The sequence below is a fragment of the Mycobacterium shottsii genome (genome assembly GCF_010728525.1).
GTDB lineage: Bacteria > Actinomycetota > Actinomycetes > Mycobacteriales > Mycobacteriaceae > Mycobacterium > Mycobacterium marinum.
This window is the reverse complement of sequence record NZ_AP022572.1, coordinates 5,641,632-5,659,229: the sequence shown is the minus strand read 5'-3', so window position 1 is coordinate 5,659,229 and position 17,598 is coordinate 5,641,632. Positions and strand designations below refer to the sequence as shown.

Here is a 17,598-nt window from a genome sequence, read left to right as displayed (position 1 = left end):
ACACGCCCTAGGCGGGTGTTGCCGATCGCCGCGGCGCCGACGAGGAATGCCTCGGCGTCCGCGCCGAGGGCGCAGAACTGCTTCTCCACGCTGGTCTTGGGCCGCGGGCCCCGACTCGGTGCCAGCCTTGGCCCGTCGTAGTGCTCATCGAGGATCGACGCTGAGTCTGGGGCGACCAGTTCGTGTTCGGCCACGATCATCCCGGTAGCCGGTTCGACCAGGCAGACCGCGCCGTGATCGACCACCACTGCCACGGTGGTGCCGATCAGCCGGGTGGGTACCGAGTAGCGGGCCGAGCCGTAGCGCACACAGGAGAGTCGGTCGACCTTGTGCAGCACCGTGGGCGCCCCGATCTGTAAGCGCAACGATGGAAGTGGTTGCAGTACTTGGCGTTCGGAGACCAACCGTTCGTCGGGAATCGCCTGAATCTCCGAGTGCGCCAGGGCATTGACCTCGTCGCACCACGCCGCCGCAGCGGCGTTGGCGGCCCGGATGTCGATCGGCACGCCGTCGACAGCGGACTGGGTCAGCAGCGGCACCGCCAGGTCGCGTTGGGCATAGCCGCACAGGTTCTCCACGATGCCCTTGGATTGTGGGTCGTTGGCGTGACAGAAGTCCGGGGCGAACCCGTAATGGGTGGCCAGTCGGATGTAATCCGGGGTCGGGACGACCACATTGGCGACTACCCCGCCTTTGAGGCAGGCCATCCGATCAGCCAGCACCCACGCCGGGACCCCGCCGATCGCCGACAGGGTTTCGGCGATCAACGCCAGCGTGGTCGAGGCCTTCTGGTCGGCGGCGAAACGCACGAATCGCCACCGGGAGAATGCCAGCACCGCGCAGAACAGGAACAATCCCGGTGCCGCTTGGGCCCAGTCGATCACCAGGTACTGCCCTGGTGACCATACCGCTGGACGGCGCCCGCAGTGATTGGCGCTGCGCCACAACGTCTTCGCCTCGGCAACAAGACGCCGGAAGTTGCGATCCGAGCCTTGGTAGCCTGCGGTGCGGGCGATCGGCAGCAGCCGCTTGGCCGAGATCCGGCCTCCAGATTTCTCGACACGTTCGGCGACCAGCTCGGCCACCGAATCGTAGTTGTGCCCTCGTTCGGCCCGCCGTGCCGGCGGTATGCCGGCCTGGTCGGCCTCGAATTTGTCGATGATCTTCTTGACGGTGCGATGCGTGGTGCCGCACGCGTCGGCGGCGGCCCGGTACGACCCGAGCTGTTGATCGGCAGAAATGATGTCCATGCGGTCCTTCACAGACTTCAATGGAACTCCCCGGTGGTGATGGCCATTGGTTGGCGCCTTCACCGTCACCATCGGGGCCCACAGTTCCTGATCGACACGACGAACACGGGGTGGATACTTTTATCTGGCCAAAACTGGATACCTCGACTTGGCCACCAGTGGCTACTTTTTCATGGCCACGGACACAGGGCTACGGGGCGACATGCAAGAAGCCGAGAAAAATGACCCCGGTAGTTGGCTAGACATGAAAGTAGTGCTGTTGCGAGTCCAAGCCGGTTCGTCCCGTGATGTCGATTGGAAGGCCCCGATGGCGCGGGTGGGAGTCGATATCGGGGAGCTTCGCAACACCAGACATCCCCATCTCTACCGGCTCTACGTCCATGCAGACCGCGGCAGCAACCAGCTGCAACTTCTGCTATTCGACCGGAAACCCGCTGGACCAGCAGGTCTGATCGTCCAGAATCAGCACATCGTTACCGCGTGCGCACGTCTCATCAACTGGGCGTCGTGAGTGACTTGTTGTGAGCGATTTATGGAAAGCAATCCGTGTTGCGGTTAACCTCAACAATATGGATGAGCTTGAGATCCTCGAAAGAGAAGCTGGACTAGATCCCGAGAGTCAGGACTACCAGCTTCGGCAGTTGCTCGCGCAGGAAGACGACAACCTCCTGGAGGAACTCGTTCGTCTAAGGAAGGCGAAGGGACTGTCTCAGCAGGATGTCGCCGAACGGACGAACCGCCACAGGTCCGCCGTGTGCAATTTCGAGCGGCTCGGTCACGATCCGCACCTGTCGACGATCCGCCGGTATGCCGCAGCGATCGGAGCTTACGTACGGCATGAGGTGGTCGACGCAGATCTCGTCTCACCGACCGAGTATCGCTGCGTTAATTGGAGGAGCATAGTCGCAGATCCCCCTGAGGCGCCGTCGTCTCCGTTTGGCGAAGTGTGGGACCACCTCGAGGTGACTATTCGTGAGTCGGTAGTCATAACTTCTGGCGGGGTGGCTGAATGCTTCAGTCGGGCATCGGGAGATTACTTCCCGAAGGGCGAGAAGCGAGTTCAAAAAATTGTTGAAAGCTCGTCAGTAGATGAGTTTTGCCGTTGATGCGGTGCAATGGCTAAGCCGACAGAGATACACGTTGGCGTGGATGAATCTCAGATTCCAGTTTTAGTACGTAATGCGAAATCAACAAAATTTCTGGTTCATAACCGTCTCGCCGCGACAAAGCCACTAAATCATCTCTTCGCGCTTTTGGGTTATGAATACGAAGTTGACAACGAGTCTGGCGATGAGGAGCCCGAGAAGCAAGACGCGGCTTCGGGAGCGATGTTTCTATCGGCGGTGTTGAGACCCGATGTGTTTGGAATAAGAGTAGGCTTTCGACTAGAGGATTCTCGGTATGTTCTGGCCGCTGAGGGTGCCGTCGAGTACACGTGGGCGAAGCCCGTCGAATACCAACGTGATGAGCTGGAAAAATTTCTTCAATTTGAGGCAGCGGCGAGAGTCACCATCGCAACATGGGCCGTGCTCGGTGAACTGGCGCGATCTGTCGGTGTCTCAAACCATGAAAGGATGATCATCAGCCCTTCGATGGTCACCGCAGGTGTGTTGGCTCAATTTGACGCTGTCCAGAAATCTGCGGCGCAATAGCTCGGCTGACCGTACTTGACCCAGCCCCGCGTTCATTTCGCTCCTCCGTGTTTCAGTGCAGCGTTGCGAGCTCGGCCAGTCGCGTGAGCCGACTGTTGCTCCGTTGAATTTGCGGACCAGGGGAGTGCTGGCAGATATGGATGGCGTTCTCGCAACCTCCAGTCCGAAAATCTCCTGCGTCAATGTCCCGACATTCTCACCGTATGTTTCGATGGCTGCTCGCTGCGCGGTTAGGGTACTGCGCGATCTCAAAAGCTTTATGCGCAGTTGCTTGAAACCTCTTGCGCAATCACGGGCGAATGGGTTGCGATGATGGCAACTCCGTTGCGGTCTTCCAATAGTTCAGACAGTGCGTTGATGAAAGCCGACAACAGCGGTGGATGTAGCAAATGCGACTCCACCTCGTCAATTAGTACTAAGGTGGTCTCCTCGACGGTCTCGCCAAGTTGGGTCACGATGAGGAGGGCGATCTTGTGCCCGGAGCTCAACTCGTCAAAGATTTCTTGGGCTGCCACGTGCACGACGTCCTCGCAGGACACATTCAACATGCGTTCGACATTCTCGGCAGGAAGTGGATTAGTCGTTAGAAACTCGATATAGTTCCGCCACTCGTAAAGACGTTCTGTATCCGCTACGGTGCCATATCAATCGATGTGGGGCGAATTGTAGGTAGAGGGGTATGGGGATACGTGCGGCCCAGGCGGGGGTCGAACCGGCGTGTGTGCCGCTGGCCTGACCCCGTGAACTGGTCCGCGGCGAACGAGAGTCATTCATCGGTGGGTACAGGCGGCAGCATAGCGGGCAGGCGGTAGGTAGCGCGGCGCTCTGGCCGCATTAGCGCGCTCTCAGGCGCCGCGCCGCCACCACACCCGCTCTACCGGTCCGGCCACCTCCCGTCCGGCTCAAACTCCCAATGAATCTGTCGCCCTTGCCAGGCCGCTCGGGCCGCGCAGCGGCGGCTTCTAGCTGGAGCCCTCAGTCCTCCGGGTTGTAGCCGAGGTTGGGGCCCAGCCAGCGCTCGGCCTCCGTCAGGGGCCAGCCCTTGCGCCTGGCATAGTCGGCGACCTGGTCCTGGGCCATCCGGCCGACCACGAAGTACTGCGACTGCGGGTGCGAGAAATACCAGCCGCTGACGGCGGCACCGGGCCACATCGCCATCGACTCGGTCAGCTCGATTCCGGTCCGCTTGGTCACGTCCATCAACTCGAACAGCGTCGTCTTCTCGGTGTGCTCCGGGCAGGCCGGGTAGCCCGGCGCCGGGCGGATGCCGACGTACCTCTCACCGATGAGCGCCTCGTTGTCCAGTTGCTCGTCGGGCTGGTATCCCCAGAACTCCTCGCGGACCCGCTGGTGCATCCGCTCGGCAAACGCCTCGGCCAGCCGGTCGGCGATCGACTCCAGCAGAATCGCGCTGTAGTCGTCGAGCGCCTCCTTGAACTCCACGATCTTGGTCTGGCTGCCCAGCCCCGCGGTGACGGCGAAGGCGCCGACGTAGTCGGCAAGACCGGTGTCCTTGGGCGCGATGAAGTCGCCCAGCGACCGGTTCGGAATGCCGCCCCGGTGCTCACCCTGCTGGCGCAGGTTGTGCAATGTGGTCAGCACCTCGGCGCGGGTCTCGTCGGTGTACACCTCGATGTCGTCACCGACCGCGTTTGCCGGGAAGAACCCGATCACCCCGTTGGCGGTGAGCCACTTCTCCCGGATCAGGGTGTCGAGCATTTCTTGAGCGTCGTTGTACAGCTTGCGGGCGGCCTCGCCGGTGGCCGGATTGTTGAGGATGTCGGGGAATCGGCCCTTCATCTCCCAGGCGTTGAAGAACGGCTGCCAGTCGATGTACTCGCGCAACTCGGCCAGGTCGTAGTCATGAAACTCGCGCACCCCGAGACCTTGCGCGGGCAGCGGCGGCGTGTAGCCGTCCCAGTCGATCGGCGTCCGGTTGGCGCGGGCCTTCTCCAGCGTCAGCATCGGCCGCTCGTTCTTCTGCGAGTGTCGCTCGCGCAGGGCCGCGTAGTCGGCCGCGGTGGCCTCTAGCAGGCCCGGGCGCTGCTTGTCGTCGAGCAACGCGGCGGCGACGGGCACCGAGCGGGAGGCGTCCTTGACCCACACCACCGGGCCGCTGCGACGCGGCGCCACCTTCACCGCCGTGTGCGCGCGTGAGGTGGTCGCGCCGCCGATCAGCAGCGGGATCTGCATTCCCTCGCGTTCCATCGCGGCGGCGAAGTTGACCATCTCGTCCAGGGACGGGGTGATCAGGCCGGACAGCCCGATGATGTCGGCGTCGTACTCCCGGGCCGCGGCCAGGATCTTCTCGGCGGGAACCATCACTCCGAGGTCGACCACGGTGTAGTTGTTGCACTGCAGCACCACCCCGACGATGTTCTTGCCGATGTCGTGGACGTCGCCCTTGACGGTCGCCATGATGATGATGCCGTTGGTCTTGTCCTGCTCCGTGGAGCCGGACTGCGCATTCTCCGCCTCGATGAACGGCAGCAGGTAGGCCACCGCCTTCTTCATCACCCGGGCCGACTTCACCACTTGGGGCAGGAACATCTTGCCCGCGCCGAACAGGTCGCCGACTACGTTCATGCCGTCCATCAGCGGACCCTCGATCACCTCGATCGGGCGGCCACCCGCGGCGGCGATCTCGGCCCGCAGTTCCTCGGTATCGGCGTCGACGTGCGCATCGATGCCCTTGACCAGGGCGTGCGTGATCCGCTCGCGGACGGGAAGGCTGCGCCACTCGGCCGCGGCCGGGTCTTCGGACTTGCCCTTGGTGTTGAACCGTTCGGCGATCTCCAACAGCCGTTCGGCCGCGTCCTCGCGACGGTTCAGGACGACGTCCTCGATGCGTTCCCGCAGCTCGGGGTCGATCGAGTCGTAGGGCACCAGCGCGCCGGCGTTGACGATGCCCATGTCCAGGCCGGCCTTGATGGCGTGGAACAGGAACACCGCGTGGATCGCCTCGCGAACGGGGTTGTTTCCTCTGAACGAGAACGACACGTTCGAGATACCGCCGGAGATGTGTACCCCGGGAAGGTTCTCCTTGATCCAGGTGCAGGCCTCGATGAAGTCGATGCCGTAGGTCGCGTGCTCCTCGATGCCGGTCGCGAGCGCGAAGCAGTTCGGGTCGAAGATGATGTCCTCGGCCGGGAAGCCGACCTCTTCGGTCAGGATCCGGTAGGCGCGCCCGCAGATCTCCTTGCGCCGCTCCAGGTTGTCGGCCTGGCCCTTTTCGTCGAAGGCCATCACGACCACGGCGGCGCCGTACTTGCGGCACAGCCGCGCCTCGCGGATGAACTTCTCCTCGCCCTCCTTCATCGAGATCGAGTTGACGATCGGCTTACCCTGCACGTTCTTCAGGCCCGCCTCGATGACCTCCCACTTGGAGGAGTCGATCATCACCGGGACCCGGCTGATGTCCGGCTCGGCCGCGATCAGCTTGGTGAACCGATCCATCGCGGCGACGCCGTCGATCATGCCCTCGTCCATGTTGATGTCGATGACCTGCGCACGGACCTCGACCTGCTGCAGGGCGACCGACAGGGCGGTGTCGTAGTCCTCGGCCTTGATCAGGTTGCGGAACCGGGTGGATCCGGTGATGTTGGTGCGCTCGCCGATGTTCACGAACAGGGAGTCGTCGGTGATGTTCAGTGGCTCCAGGCCCGAGAGCCGGGTGGCCACCGGGATCTCCGGCAGCTCGCGGGGTGCCTTGCCCTCCACGACCTTGGCGATCTCGGCGATGTGCGGCGGCGCCGTCCCGCAGCACCCACCGACCAGGTTGACCAGGCCGGCGTCGGCAAACTCGGCGATGTAGCCGGCCTGATGCTCGGGGGTCTCGTCGTACTCGCCGAAGGCATTGGGCAGACCGGCGTTCGGGTAGCAGGAGACAAAGGTGTCCGCGATCCGGGCCATCTCGGCGATGTAGGGCCGCATCTCCGGCGCACCCAGGGCGCAGTTGAGGCCCACCGCGATCGGCTTCGCGTGCCTGATCGCGTTCCAGAATGCTTCGGTCACCTGACCGGACAGCGTTCGCCCGGAAGCGTCGGTGATGGTGCCCGAGATGATCACCGGCCAGCGGCGTCCGCGGTCCTCGAACAGCGTTTCGACGGCGAACACCGCCGCCTTGGCGTTCAGGGAGTCGAAGATGGTCTCGATGATGATGATGTCGGCGCCGCCGTCGACCAGGCCGTTGGCGGCTTCCAGGTAGGCGGCGACCAGTTGGTCGTAGGAGACGTTGCGGGCTCCGGGGTCGTTGACGTCCGGCGAGATCGATGCGGTCCGCGTCGTCGGCCCCAGCGCCCCGGCCACGTAACGGGGCTTCTCCGGGGTGCTGAACTCGTCGGCGGCCGCCCGCGCCAGGGCCGCGCCGGCGTAGTTGAGTTCGTAGGCCAGCTCGGCCATGTCGTAGTCGGAGAGCGAGACCGCGTTCGCGTTGAACGTGTTGGTCTCCAGAATGTCGGCGCCCGTCTGCAGGTACTCGCGATGGATTCCCTCGATGATCTGCGGCTGCGTCAGGCTGAGCAGGTCGTTGTTGCCCACCAGATCGCTCGGCCAGTCCTTGAACCGCTCGCCTCGGTAGCCGGCCTCATCCGGGCGGTCCCGCTGGATCGCCGTGCCCATCGCGCCGTCGATCACCATGATCCGCTGGCCGAGGGTGGTCGTCAGTGCGTCGGTGCAGTCAGGGCGGATATTCGGCTCAAAGGCGCTCACGTTTATTCCCTCCGTAGCGGAAGGCGTCCTTGACTCTGCCGAGCGTGGCGGATACCGGCGGGGAACCGGCGAACCGTTGCAACGCCTCTCGACCCACAAAAGTCTACGTCGTCACGTGGCGGTTCGTTGCTTGTGCTAAGCGTCCAAGCTTCGGCGGGCGGTTATCACCACCGAGGTCGCCCAGGCTCCGACACCATTACCGGCGCCAAACGAGCGCGTCGCTGGCCCGGTTCGGTTCAACTCCTGGGGCATGGTTTGCCGGGCCCGAGCTTGGGCGCCGAATAGGGACACAATCGTTGCCGAGACTGCGCGGATGCGTGATCCGGCCGCCGATACCTCAGAAGGTTTCGCTGCAAACGCTTCTGGCGCCACGCTGGCCCGAAACACAAGTGGCACCAGGTAGCGGTGCACTAACGGTCACTACATCGGTTGGCGGCCAATAGGTTTGATCGAGGTGACCTTGGCGCGCGGCCAGTCGTCTCGGATGATTACGTCGCCGAGGTGGCAGATCCGTTGTCGGGCCGGTCTGAAAACGTCGGGTAGCTGACCGGTTGGCCAGAGGTTTCGCCCGGGGCGATGTATTCCGGTGTATCCGGGTGGGAGAACAGGTTCGAGTTGTCCACTTGGTGTCCTTCCAATGAAGGGGTCGGCTGGTTAGCACTGTCGACAGAAGGACGAACGACGACGATCGTATCGCGCGCAGGTCTTCCTGGTGGTGCGTTGAAGAGTTGCGATCACCGCTAGAGCGCGGTTCATACATAACTGTACGGGCAGTGATGTTGGGCACTCACGCCCACCCGGCGGCGGTGGTGGGCACGTCCGAGGTCGCTGTGCTGTTATGCTGCTAACAACGTTGACCGTTGCATTCGATAGTCAGCACGTCGTGAAACGCTTCTTCACCCCCCGTGCTCGCCCTGCTTTCGGGGCTGATGCCGGCGCAGTTCGTATCTCGGCGATCGATTTTGCCCACCGGCAATTTCGCCACCTTGTACTGACCGAACGCGCGTATCTCGCTGCCCACTCGGCGGAACCGATCCTGAAAGACATCAAATTGACTACTGGCACGACCTTTGCTGATCTCGGCGTGGGCGAATCGCTCATCGAGGTGCTCGCCGCCCGCGGGATCAGCCATCCCTTCCCGATCCAGATCGAAACGCTGCCCGACACGCTCGGCGGCCGAGACGTCCTCGGCCGCGGCAAGACCGGCAGTGGCAAGACGCTGGCCTTCTCCCTTCCGATGGTCAGCAGGCTGGCCGGGCGCCCGCGCCGCCCAGCCCGGCCCACGGGTCTGGTTCTTGCCCCCACCCGGGAGTTGGCCAGCCAGATCACCGCGACGCTGCAACGGCTGGCCGCGGTCAATGGCCTGCGGGTGACCACGATCTTCGGTGGGGTGCCGCAAGGCAGGCAGGTGACGGCGCTCAATTCCGGCGTCGACATCGTCGTGGCCTGCCCGGGCCGGCTGGAAGACCTGATGAAGCAACGATCGATCAGCCTCGACTCGATCGAGATCACGGTGATCGACGAAGCCGATCACATGGCCGATCTCGGTTTCCTGCCCGGGGTCACCCGCATTCTTGCGGCCACACCGGGCGGCGGGCAGCGACTGCTGTTCTCGGCGACCCTGGACAACGGGGTCGACAAGCTGGTCAACCGATTCCTGCATGACGCCGTGCTGCACTCGGTCGATAGCTCCGATTCGCCGGTGCCCCAGATGGTCCACCACGTGTTCCACGTCTCGGGCGCGGCAGCCAAGAAGGACCTGGTGCACCGTCTCGCCTCGGGTACCGGCCGCCGAATCCTGTTCATGCGCACCAAACATCAAGCGCGCAAGCTCGCCAAGCAGCTCACCGAATCCGGTGTCCCGGCCGTCGATCTGCACGGCAACCTTTCCCAACCCGCCCGCGATCGAAACCTCGCCGCCTTCAGCAAGGGTGAGGCGCGGGTGCTGGTCGCCACCGACATCGCTGCCCGCGGCGTGCATGTCGACGGCATCGAATTGGTGGTGCACATCGACCCACCCGCCGAGCACAAGGCTTACCTGCACCGGTCCGGCCGCACGGCGCGGGCCGGGAACGCGGGTGACGTCGTGACCGTCGTGCTGCCCGAGCAGCGCAAGGACACTCATGCGCTGATGCGTCGTGCCGGAATCCGGGTCACTCCGCAAGAGGTCACCGCCGACTCGGCCGCCGTACATGCGCTGGTCGGTGACATTGCGCCCTATCAAGCTCCCGCGCCGAGGAATGGTGCGGCGCCGCATGGTTCGCCGCGGCCGAGGTCCGCGGGTTCCGGCGGCCGCCGACGGGGTCCCCGGCCTGGTCGTATGCGTCAGGAAACGTCCTAGGACGCAATCAGTTTCAATGATTGCGGCTTGCGCTACGCTAGTTGTCCGGTCGTTGTTGGTACGTCCGGTAGTTAAATGAAAGAAGTAAGTGAATGGCACAGGGAACTGTGAAATGGTTCAACGGAGAAAAGGGCTTCGGCTTCATCACTCCTGACGACGGCACGAAGGACCTCTTCGTCCACTACTCGGAGATCCAGGGCAGTGGCTATCGCTCGCTCGAGGAGAACCAGCGGGTTCAGTTCGAGGTTGAGCAAGGTACCAAGGGTCCCCAGGCGGTAGGAGTCAGCGCCGTCTAGAAACCCCTTCGCAAATCTTCGGGGAAATCCAGCCTTAGCGGCTCATCCACTCGATGGGTGTGCCGTGTGACCGGCCCGGATCGGGTCGGTGACGGTTCGCTGGGTTCCCCGAACGGAAGCTGTAGCACTTCCCCCGGCTGTTTCGCTGTGCGCCCACCAGGGCTTCGGTAGCGGTACCGCCGGGGGAAGTCGGCCGTGCTCGACCTGGTCGTTGAACCAGGGGAGCGCGCGCACAAACCCCCAGCAAGATCACCTCGGCCCGGCAGGATCTACGGGGCTTGGCCGCCGTGCCCGCCGATGCCGCCCGAACCGCCGAAACCGCCATGATCGCCGGACGGCCCGGTGCCTTCGGTGCCGGGTTGGACGGGCCCACCGGCGTATACGCCGCCGCTGGTGTAAGCGGTACCGCCGGCTCCACCGTTGCCGCCGTCGCCGCCCCATCCGGGGTTGAGCACGCCGTATCTGTTCACGCCGTTACCGCCCCAGCCGCCGTTGCCCCCGTTACCGCCGTTGAAACCCCAGCCGCCATACCCGCCGTTGCCGCCGTCGATGTCGGGTTGATCGCTGGTGGTGGAGCCGTTGCCGCCATCGCCGCCGTCACCCATGGTTCCCTGGACACCGTGGGCGGCCCTGGTGGAGCCGTCACCGCTGAGGCCGCCCAGACCGCCGTTGCCCCCGTAGGCACCGTTTCCACCGTTACCGCCATCCCCGCCGGAGCGCCACGACGGGTCACCGGAATGGCCGTCACCTCCGTCGGCGCCGTTGCCGCCGTCGCCGCCGTTGCCACCCACACCTCCGGTACCGGCGGCGCCGTCGTGGAATCCCTCGGCGAGGGCATGACCGCCGGCGCCGCCGTTGCCGCCGCGCGCACCGGCCCCGCCGGAACCACCGCGGTCTCCCGGAAACTCCCCGTTCGCCCCGGCTTGGCCGTCGCCGCCGGTGCCGCCGTGGCCGCCGTGGCCGCCGATTCCGCCGGCGCCGCCGCTGCCGCTGAGTTGTCCACCGTCGCCGCCGATTCCGCCCGCACCGCCCCAGCCGCCAAGGCCACCCTGCGACCCAGGGTCACCCCAAGATTGGCCGGGTGAGCCGATGCCGCCGGTTCCGCCGGTACCGCCGTTGCCGTAGTCCCCGGCATTGCCGCCCTTGCCGCCGGGCCCGCCATCGCTGCCCCGCCCGCCGGGCGCTTCGGTGGCCCCGGGGCCACCATCGCCGCCACGGTCACCGTCACCGATCCCGCGGGCATCCCCACCCGGACCACCCGCGCCACCGGCCACGGTGGGGTCAAACGAGGCCGCCCCGGGACTACCCGGCCCGCCATCACCGAACACCAAACCCCCATCACCACCGGCCCCGCTGGCCATCATGGCCGCACCCGAGTTAGCCCACCCGGCCCCACCGACACCACCAGCACCGATCAGCCCGGCATCACCACCACGACCGGCCGCCGCCCCGGGGCCGCCATCACCGAACAACCAGCCCCCGGCCTGCCCGCCACCACCATCGACACCCGCGACCCCCGCCGCCCCGTTGCCGATCAACTCCCGGCCGGTCAACGACGCAAACGGCGCATTGACCAGCGGATCGAGCAGCTCACCCGCCGGACTGGCCAGCCAGGCCTGCCCCAGCGTTTGCACCGGCTCCGCCAACACCTGATACTGCCCATCGGCCACCGCCGCCGCCGCGGCGGTCTCGGTCTCCAGATAGGCGGTCTTGGCCGCATCCAGGATCTGCACGAAACGCTGATGGAACTGCTCCAACTGGGCGCCGAAGAGCTGGTAATCCTGCCCCAGACCGCGAAACAACCCCACCACCGCCACCGACACCTCATCACCGCCGGCGGGCACCATCGTGGTGGTCGCCACGGCCGCGGCCGCGTTGGCCACCCCGATCGAGGACCCGATACGCGCTAAATTCCCCACCCCGTCGCCCACCACCTGCGGGGCCACCCTGACCAACGACACCACACCCACCGCCCCTTCAGCCCACCACACCCAACACCGATCGGCCGACGATATCGACGCAGGTCAACGACCTATCCACGAATCACCAAGATCACCACAACACGAAAAACACCCACCCCGCCACTACCCCGACCCCCGTCGCAGCCCACCCACGACCGACTGCACCACCACCCCCCAACCACACCCCACAACGTCTCACCCATGAGAAAACGTGTGCGCTCGATGAGGCGCGCCCGGTCAGCGCGCGGCGACTAATGGCTGGACGACACCGCCTAAACCGGTGTCCCGTGAGGGGCCCTAGTTCTGCACCAGGTCAGCCAGCGGCTCGGCACCCGTAAGCCAGTGCCGGCCGGCCGGCCTGGCGGGCCGCCTCCCACTTGGGGACGCTCACCGCATCGTCTTGGCCCAGGTCCGCCGGGGTAGGACCGATGCGCCCGGCCAGCGGAGCCAGCGCGTCCAGATCGAAGTTGTACACCTCGGCCGCCGCCAGGCCCAGGATCTGGCGGGTCTCGTCGATGGGGATGTCCCAAAACGATCGCCGCAGCCATTCCCGGGTGTGCGGCCAGGTCCCTTCCGGATGCGGAAAGTCGTTGCCCCACAGCATGTTGGACACCCCGATCTCGTAGCGCCGCGCCAGCTCCCGGCGCTCGGTGGTGGTGGCCCCGATAAAACAGTTGCGGTCGAAGTAAGCCGAAGGGGGCATCGTCAGGTCGCCCTCCAGCAGATGGCTCATCTTCTTGGCCGAGTGCTCCCGCAGGTACCGCGTGTCCATCAGCCACAGCAGGTCGTTGGCCCAAAACGCGCCACACTCGGTGGCGCCCCAGCGCAGCCCGGGGAAGCGCTCGAACACCCCCGACCGCAACGCGAACCACAGCGGCCGGACTCCCCACCAGCGCACCTCGGTGACATAGATGCCCAGGTGCTCGCCGTATTCCTGCTGCGGGGCGGCGCCGACGTGTGTGTGTACCGGCATCTGCAGGTCCTGGCAGGCGGCCCAGACCTTGTCATAGCGACGGTCGTGGTAGGGCGGGTAGCTGGCCCACAGGGCGGGGATCATGATCCCGCCCCGCAGCCCCGACTCCGCCGCCCGGGTGATCTCGGCGACCGCCGCGTCGACGTCGGCCAGGATCGGCACCACCGCGACCCCCGCGCGGCGCTCGGGGCTGTGGCTGCACAGCTCGGCCAACCAGCGGTTGTGGGCCCGTGCCCCGGCCATGGCCCGCCCCGGGTCGAGCGAGCCCGACTGGGCCAGACCGGCGCCGAAGGGCGCGCCGGCGACCCCGGACACGGCGTCGGCGTCGGGGAAGATGACCTCGCCGACCACCCCGTCGCTGTCGAGCTCCTTGTCGCGCAGGCCCACATCCCAGCCACCGGCGATGCCCTCGCCATGCTCGGAGAACCAGTCCTGCGCGAACTGTTCGTCGATGAACCCGCCGACCTGCGACGCGGCGGCCTTCTCGGCCAGGTAGACCTCGAAGTCCTCCCGGTACTCAGGGTCGACGTACTCGCGGTACTGATCGGTCGGCAGCTCGGCATGGCAGTCCGCAGAGATGATCACGTAAGGGGCCAGGGGAGTCACGAGTGTCCTTTCGCTACCAGGCGCGGATGGGGTCGGGCTCGAACGCGGTGCTGCTCGCGTCGGCGGGGATGGCTGCCAGTGGCTCGGCGACTTCGGTGACGGTTGGGCCGATGCGGGCGGCCAGCGGCGCGAGGGCCTGCAGATCGAAGCCGTAGACGGCCGCCGCATTCCCGCCCACCATGGCCGCCACCTGGTCGGGTTCGACGTCGCTGAAGGTGTGGCGCAGCGCTTCTCGGCTGTAGGGAGCGGTCCCTTCCATGTGCGGGTAGTCGCTGCCCCACATGATGCGGTCGACACCGATTCGGTGGCGCTGTGCACACTCGACCGGGCGCAGGAAGCTGGCGCCGACGTAGCACTGGCGGGCCAGTACTGGCTGGGCTGCAGCGGCAGCGAGCCGGCGGTGGGCCCGGCGAAGCGGGCGATGGCCGAATTGGGCCGCCGGTAACGGGCTGCCGCTACGTCCAGTGAGTCGAGGGTCGCCGGTATCCATCCGGTGCCTTGCTCGGTCAGGACCACGGTGAGATCCGGATAGCGATCGAGCACGCCGCTGAAGATCAGATGCCAGAGTGCGCGATGTGCCCACCAGTGCGACTCGTATACCCACACCGCCAGCGAGCTACCCCATCCGTCGATCGGGCTGGGTCCGGCGTTGCCGCCGTGGTGGTTGATCACCAGGCCCGCCTGCGCGCACGCCGCCCAGAGCGGCTCCCAGTGCTCGGCATAAAGCGCGGGGATGCCGGTGCCGGGGACAACCCCGGGCAGCAACACGCCGCCGCGCAGCCCCAGCTTGGCGATCTGTGCCACTTCGGCGACGGCCTCGTCAACGTCCCCGAGCAGGATCTGGCCCACTCCGGCGCGCCGTTCGGGGGACAACGAGCAGAAGTCCGCCAGCCAGCGATTGTGTGCACGCAGGCCGGCCCACCGCAGTTCGAGGTCCCGGGCGGTACTCGGTGGGGGAGCGGCCAAGCTGCCCTGCGGGAAGAACGGCGGCACCGTATTGGGGAAGATGACCTCTCCCGCAACGCCATCGGAGTCCAGTTCTGCGTTACGACGATCGCTGTCCCAGTTGTGTTCGGCGTCCGGCTCGCTGAGGTCCCCGAACGGATTCACAAACGTCTTGGCCAAGCCGTCGAACTCGTTTCGGTACTTCGCCTCGAGATACTCGCGGTAGTCGAGCAGGTCCGCCCCGGCGTGGCAGTCAGCCGAAATAACCGTGTACCGGTCCATGGCTATGCCCGGGCCGGCTCAGGGCTGGGGGGTGTGGCCGGGGACGGGGCGTCATGGGGTTCGTCATAGCGCTGGTGCACATAGGGCAGCAGCCATTCCTGGGGTACCCGGGTGGCGATCCGCCCCACCTGGACGGTGCGCCGGCGGCACCAGGTAATCGACCTGATCTGGCGAATCGCGATGTCGGCCAACGGGTCCAGCGGAGACTCTCCGAGCTCGAGGCTGCCGTCGATGTTCTCCAGCAGCTCGTAGTGGCGGTGATATTCGCCGTAGACCAAGTGTGGGTCGGTGATGCCATTGCCGTCGGGGGAGCGCAGGAACTTGAAGTAGAACTCGGTGTTGACCTGGTCGGGCGGCAACGGCGCGCCGCCGCTCACCTGACCGCTGACGGTGATCAGCCGATAGCCCATCCGGTCAACGCTGGCGCTGACTCGGCTACCGTCATGGTCGACCTCGATGTTGGCCAATTTCTTTGGTTCACCGAATGTTTCGCGCCCACCTGTGACCGACTGTTCGGTGGACTGGGGCATGAAAAGGGGGTAGTCCCCCTGCAATTCGCCGTGCCGTGCGGTCACCGCAAACACCGCCGACCCGAATGGCGTCCGGCCCGCTATCCGGACCCGCTGCAGCTGGACCCGCACCAGCGGCTCGTCGGCCGGCTGCAGCGGTTTGGGCAGCACGGCCGCGACGATCTGCGGATCGGTGAGGTAGGTGACGGTCACCGCCTCGGTGGCGATGGGCGCCTTGGTGGCATCGATCTCATGGTCGACTTGCGCCTCGGGTGGGCGGGGACCATAGCGAAATGCGTTGGTAATCAACGCTTTCCTCCTTCGGTTTCCGGCTCCTTGGCGGCGCTGCGGCCGAGGACATCCACCAGGTAGTCGGGGTCGGCGCGAGCCACGATCGATGCCGCCTTGCGGGTGACCACCTCATCGGCCGGTGTGGGGGGCCCATCATCCAGAAGCGGTCGGCTCTTATTCCCTCCACCACTTGGTCGGCGACCGTGGCGAGCGGGGTGAACTCGACGCGGGCGCCGGCGGCCTCGAAGCGACCCACGACGTCGGCCAGGGTGTGCTCGGGTGTGCGGCGCGTTTGGGTCGCGGCGTAGCGCTGTGGTCGGTGCCGCCACGACTCCCAGATGCCGGTGTTGAGGAAACCGCCGGGGAAAAGGGCATGCGCCCGAACCCGCGTCCCGGTCAACTCCAGGTGGGTGTAGAGGCTCTCGGTCAGGCAGAGCACGGCGGCCTTGGTCATCGGATAGACCGCCATGGCGGGCCCGCCCATGGCCCCCCGGGCGATCGGCGCGAACCCGCCGTTGCCCGAGCAGGTGTTGACCACGTGTCCCTCGCCGTGCTCGAGCAGGATGGGCACGAAGGCTTTGATGCCGTGGATGACGCCCACGACGTTGACATCTATCCCCCAGTGCCAGTCGGCTAGGTCGTGTTCCCACATGTAGCCCTCGGAGACTCCGCCGGTGCCGGCGTTGTTGCACACCACGTGCACCGCGCCGAATCGGCGCAACGTCTCCTTGGCCAATGCCTCGACCGAGGAATAGTCGGTAACGTCGGTAACCACGCCGACCGCCTCGATGCCCTCGTCCGTGAGTGCGCGGGTGGCCTGGTCCAGCGGTTCGGCGAGGACGTCGGCGAGCACCACCTTCATGCCTTCCAGACCGAAGCGCTTCCCCAGGGCTCGGCCTATGCCTCCGGCCCCGCCGGTCACCACGGCCACCTTGCCTTGAAGGTCCCGCACTGAGGCTTTCACTGAGGCATCCATTGAGGCAATCGTCACATCTTGCAGATGTTGCCTCAAGGGGTTGAATCGGGAATGATCTCGGCTCCGGCCGCGGGGTCTCCCGTCGACGCCACCACCCCGTTGGGTCGCGTCCAGCCGCGCCCGCGGCAATTGTCGTCCACCGACACCGAGGAAACCAACGAAATTGACGCGCCGATACATTCTCACCGGCACGCCTGGAGCGGGTAAGACGTCGATCGTGCGGCGGCTCGCAGAGCTCGGACACGCCGTCGTGGCGGAAGCCGTCACCGACGTCGTCCTCGGTCGGCAGGCGCGCGGCGAAGACGAACCCTGGACGGGTGCGACCAATGCGTCGTTTATCGACGAGGTTGTGCAGACACAGCGCCGGCGCCAAGTTGCGGCCGACACGACGGGCCCCGGCGTTTGCTTCTTCGACCGCTCGCCGGTGTGCACTCACGCGCTCGCCGTCTATCTCGGGCTGCCCGTTTGCGCGGCGCTGACGGCCGAGCTTGACCGGATTGCCGCCGAACACACCTATCAGCGACAGGTCTTTTTCGTCCGCAACTTGGGCTTCTGCCAGCCCACCACGACCCGCCGAATCGACATAGCGGAGGCGTTGAGGTTCGAACGGATCCACGAAGACAGCTACCGCGAATTCGGTTATCAGCTCATCGATATCCCGGCCGACCGGCTCGACCGTCGGGTCGCGACGATCAGCCGGATGATCTCGCCGCTCGCGCCGTCACCGGCCCGCGGCCGACGCGAGCCGAAAGGCGACGCAGCTGATCGGTGACCATTGTCGCGGCAAAGGCGCAGCGGATTGGTCT

At 65.7% G+C, this 17,598-nt stretch carries 11 protein-coding genes and 4 pseudogenes; 6 read left to right on the top strand and 9 right to left on the bottom strand.

The genetic code is table 11. The features are described from left to right. Positions 1 to 8: 8 nt before the first annotated feature. A pseudogene (istA, locus tag G6N41_RS26170) lies at positions 9 to 1,271 on the bottom strand (IS21 family transposase); the annotation flags it as partial. A gap of 223 nt (positions 1,272 to 1,494) precedes the next feature. On the opposite strand from istA, the gene G6N41_RS26165 reads away from it, so the two are divergent. From G6N41_RS26165 to G6N41_RS26155, 3 genes are read left to right on the top strand one after another with little or no spacing between them, the layout of a single operon-like run. Then, a complete protein-coding gene (locus G6N41_RS26165) occupies positions 1,495 to 1,761 on the top strand; it encodes a hypothetical protein (protein WP_198966092.1) in 267 nt (88 codons plus the stop codon). A gap of 10 nt (positions 1,762 to 1,771) precedes the next feature. Then, a complete protein-coding gene (locus tag G6N41_RS26160; RefSeq protein ID WP_231608719.1) occupies positions 1,772 to 2,356 on the top strand; it encodes a helix-turn-helix domain-containing protein in 585 nt (194 codons plus the stop codon). A gap of 39 nt (positions 2,357 to 2,395) precedes the next feature. Beyond that, on the top strand, positions 2,396 to 2,902 hold the full coding sequence (locus G6N41_RS26155; protein WP_220075346.1) for a hypothetical protein: 507 nt from the start codon (positions 2,396 to 2,398) through the stop codon (positions 2,900 to 2,902). Between the two features lie 257 nt (positions 2,903 to 3,159). Here G6N41_RS26155 and G6N41_RS29300 read toward each other — a convergent pair whose 3' ends face one another. The 3 genes from G6N41_RS29300 to G6N41_RS29675 form a co-directional block, all read right to left on the bottom strand. After that, positions 3,160 to 3,450: an AAA family ATPase gene (locus G6N41_RS29300; RefSeq protein ID WP_231608718.1), complete on the bottom strand. Its 291-nt coding sequence runs from the start codon at positions 3,448 to 3,450 to the stop codon at positions 3,160 to 3,162. A 427-nt stretch (positions 3,451 to 3,877) separates the two neighbouring features. Next, positions 3,878 to 7,612, bottom strand: a complete 3,735-nt coding sequence (gene metH / locus G6N41_RS26145; protein ID WP_407663705.1) for a methionine synthase — start codon at positions 7,610 to 7,612, stop codon at positions 3,878 to 3,880. 488 nt (positions 7,613 to 8,100) lie between these two features. Next, positions 8,101 to 8,235, bottom strand: coding sequence for a hypothetical protein (locus G6N41_RS29675; RefSeq protein WP_259593339.1), 135 nt, complete (start codon positions 8,233 to 8,235; stop codon positions 8,101 to 8,103). A 428-nt stretch (positions 8,236 to 8,663) separates the two neighbouring features. Between G6N41_RS29675 and G6N41_RS26140 the strand changes: the two genes are divergently transcribed. Both G6N41_RS26140 and G6N41_RS26135 read left to right on the top strand, forming a co-directional pair. Continuing rightward, positions 8,664 to 9,953, top strand: a complete 1,290-nt coding sequence (locus tag G6N41_RS26140; protein ID WP_198966090.1) for a DEAD/DEAH box helicase — start codon at positions 8,664 to 8,666, stop codon at positions 9,951 to 9,953. A gap of 92 nt (positions 9,954 to 10,045) precedes the next feature. Continuing rightward, positions 10,046 to 10,249, top strand: a complete 204-nt coding sequence (locus G6N41_RS26135) for a cold-shock protein (RefSeq protein WP_012396359.1) — start codon at positions 10,046 to 10,048, stop codon at positions 10,247 to 10,249. Positions 10,250 to 10,518: 269 nt separating this feature from the next. Here the strand turns inward: G6N41_RS26135 and G6N41_RS26130 are convergent, their stop codons facing one another. From G6N41_RS26130 to G6N41_RS26110, 5 genes and pseudogenes are all read right to left on the bottom strand, one after another. Beyond that, entirely contained in the window at positions 10,519 to 12,210 is a 1,692-nt protein-coding gene (locus G6N41_RS26130) for a PE family protein (protein ID WP_259593338.1), read from the bottom strand. Positions 12,211 to 12,507: 297 nt separating this feature from the next. Then, positions 12,508 to 13,789: pseudogene (locus tag G6N41_RS26125) on the bottom strand (amidohydrolase family protein). A 13-nt stretch (positions 13,790 to 13,802) separates the two neighbouring features. Further along, positions 13,803 to 15,016: pseudogene (locus tag G6N41_RS26120) on the bottom strand (amidohydrolase family protein). Positions 15,017 to 15,018: 2 nt separating this feature from the next. Continuing rightward, the gene (locus G6N41_RS26115; RefSeq protein WP_198966089.1) at positions 15,019 to 15,834 is read right to left on the bottom strand and encodes an acetoacetate decarboxylase family protein; all 816 of its coding nucleotides are present in this window, start codon (positions 15,832 to 15,834) and stop codon (positions 15,019 to 15,021) included. Next, positions 15,831 to 16,768, bottom strand: a pseudogene (locus G6N41_RS26110) (SDR family oxidoreductase). Before G6N41_RS26110 ends, G6N41_RS26115 begins: the two are co-directional and overlap by 4 nt. 187 nt (positions 16,769 to 16,955) lie before the next feature. On the opposite strand from G6N41_RS26110, the gene G6N41_RS26105 reads away from it, so the two are divergent. Further along, positions 16,956 to 17,564 (top strand): AAA family ATPase, encoded by a 609-nt coding sequence (locus G6N41_RS26105; protein WP_198966087.1) that lies wholly within the window; start codon positions 16,956 to 16,958, stop codon positions 17,562 to 17,564. The last annotated feature ends 34 nt before the right edge of the window (positions 17,565 to 17,598 follow it).

What these genes read in the sequence shown, in the direction of transcription:
- G6N41_RS26165 (WP_198966092.1), top strand. Translation starts at nt 1,495, where the DNA reads ATGAAAGTAGTGCTGTTGCGAGTCCAAGCCGGTTCGTCCCGTGATGTC.
- G6N41_RS29300 (WP_231608718.1), bottom strand. Translation starts at nt 3,450, where the DNA reads ATGTTGAATGTGTCCTGCGAGGACGTCGTGCACGTGGCAGCCCAAGAA.
- G6N41_RS26135 (WP_012396359.1), top strand. Translation starts at nt 10,046, where the DNA reads ATGGCACAGGGAACTGTGAAATGGTTCAACGGAGAAAAGGGCTTCGGC.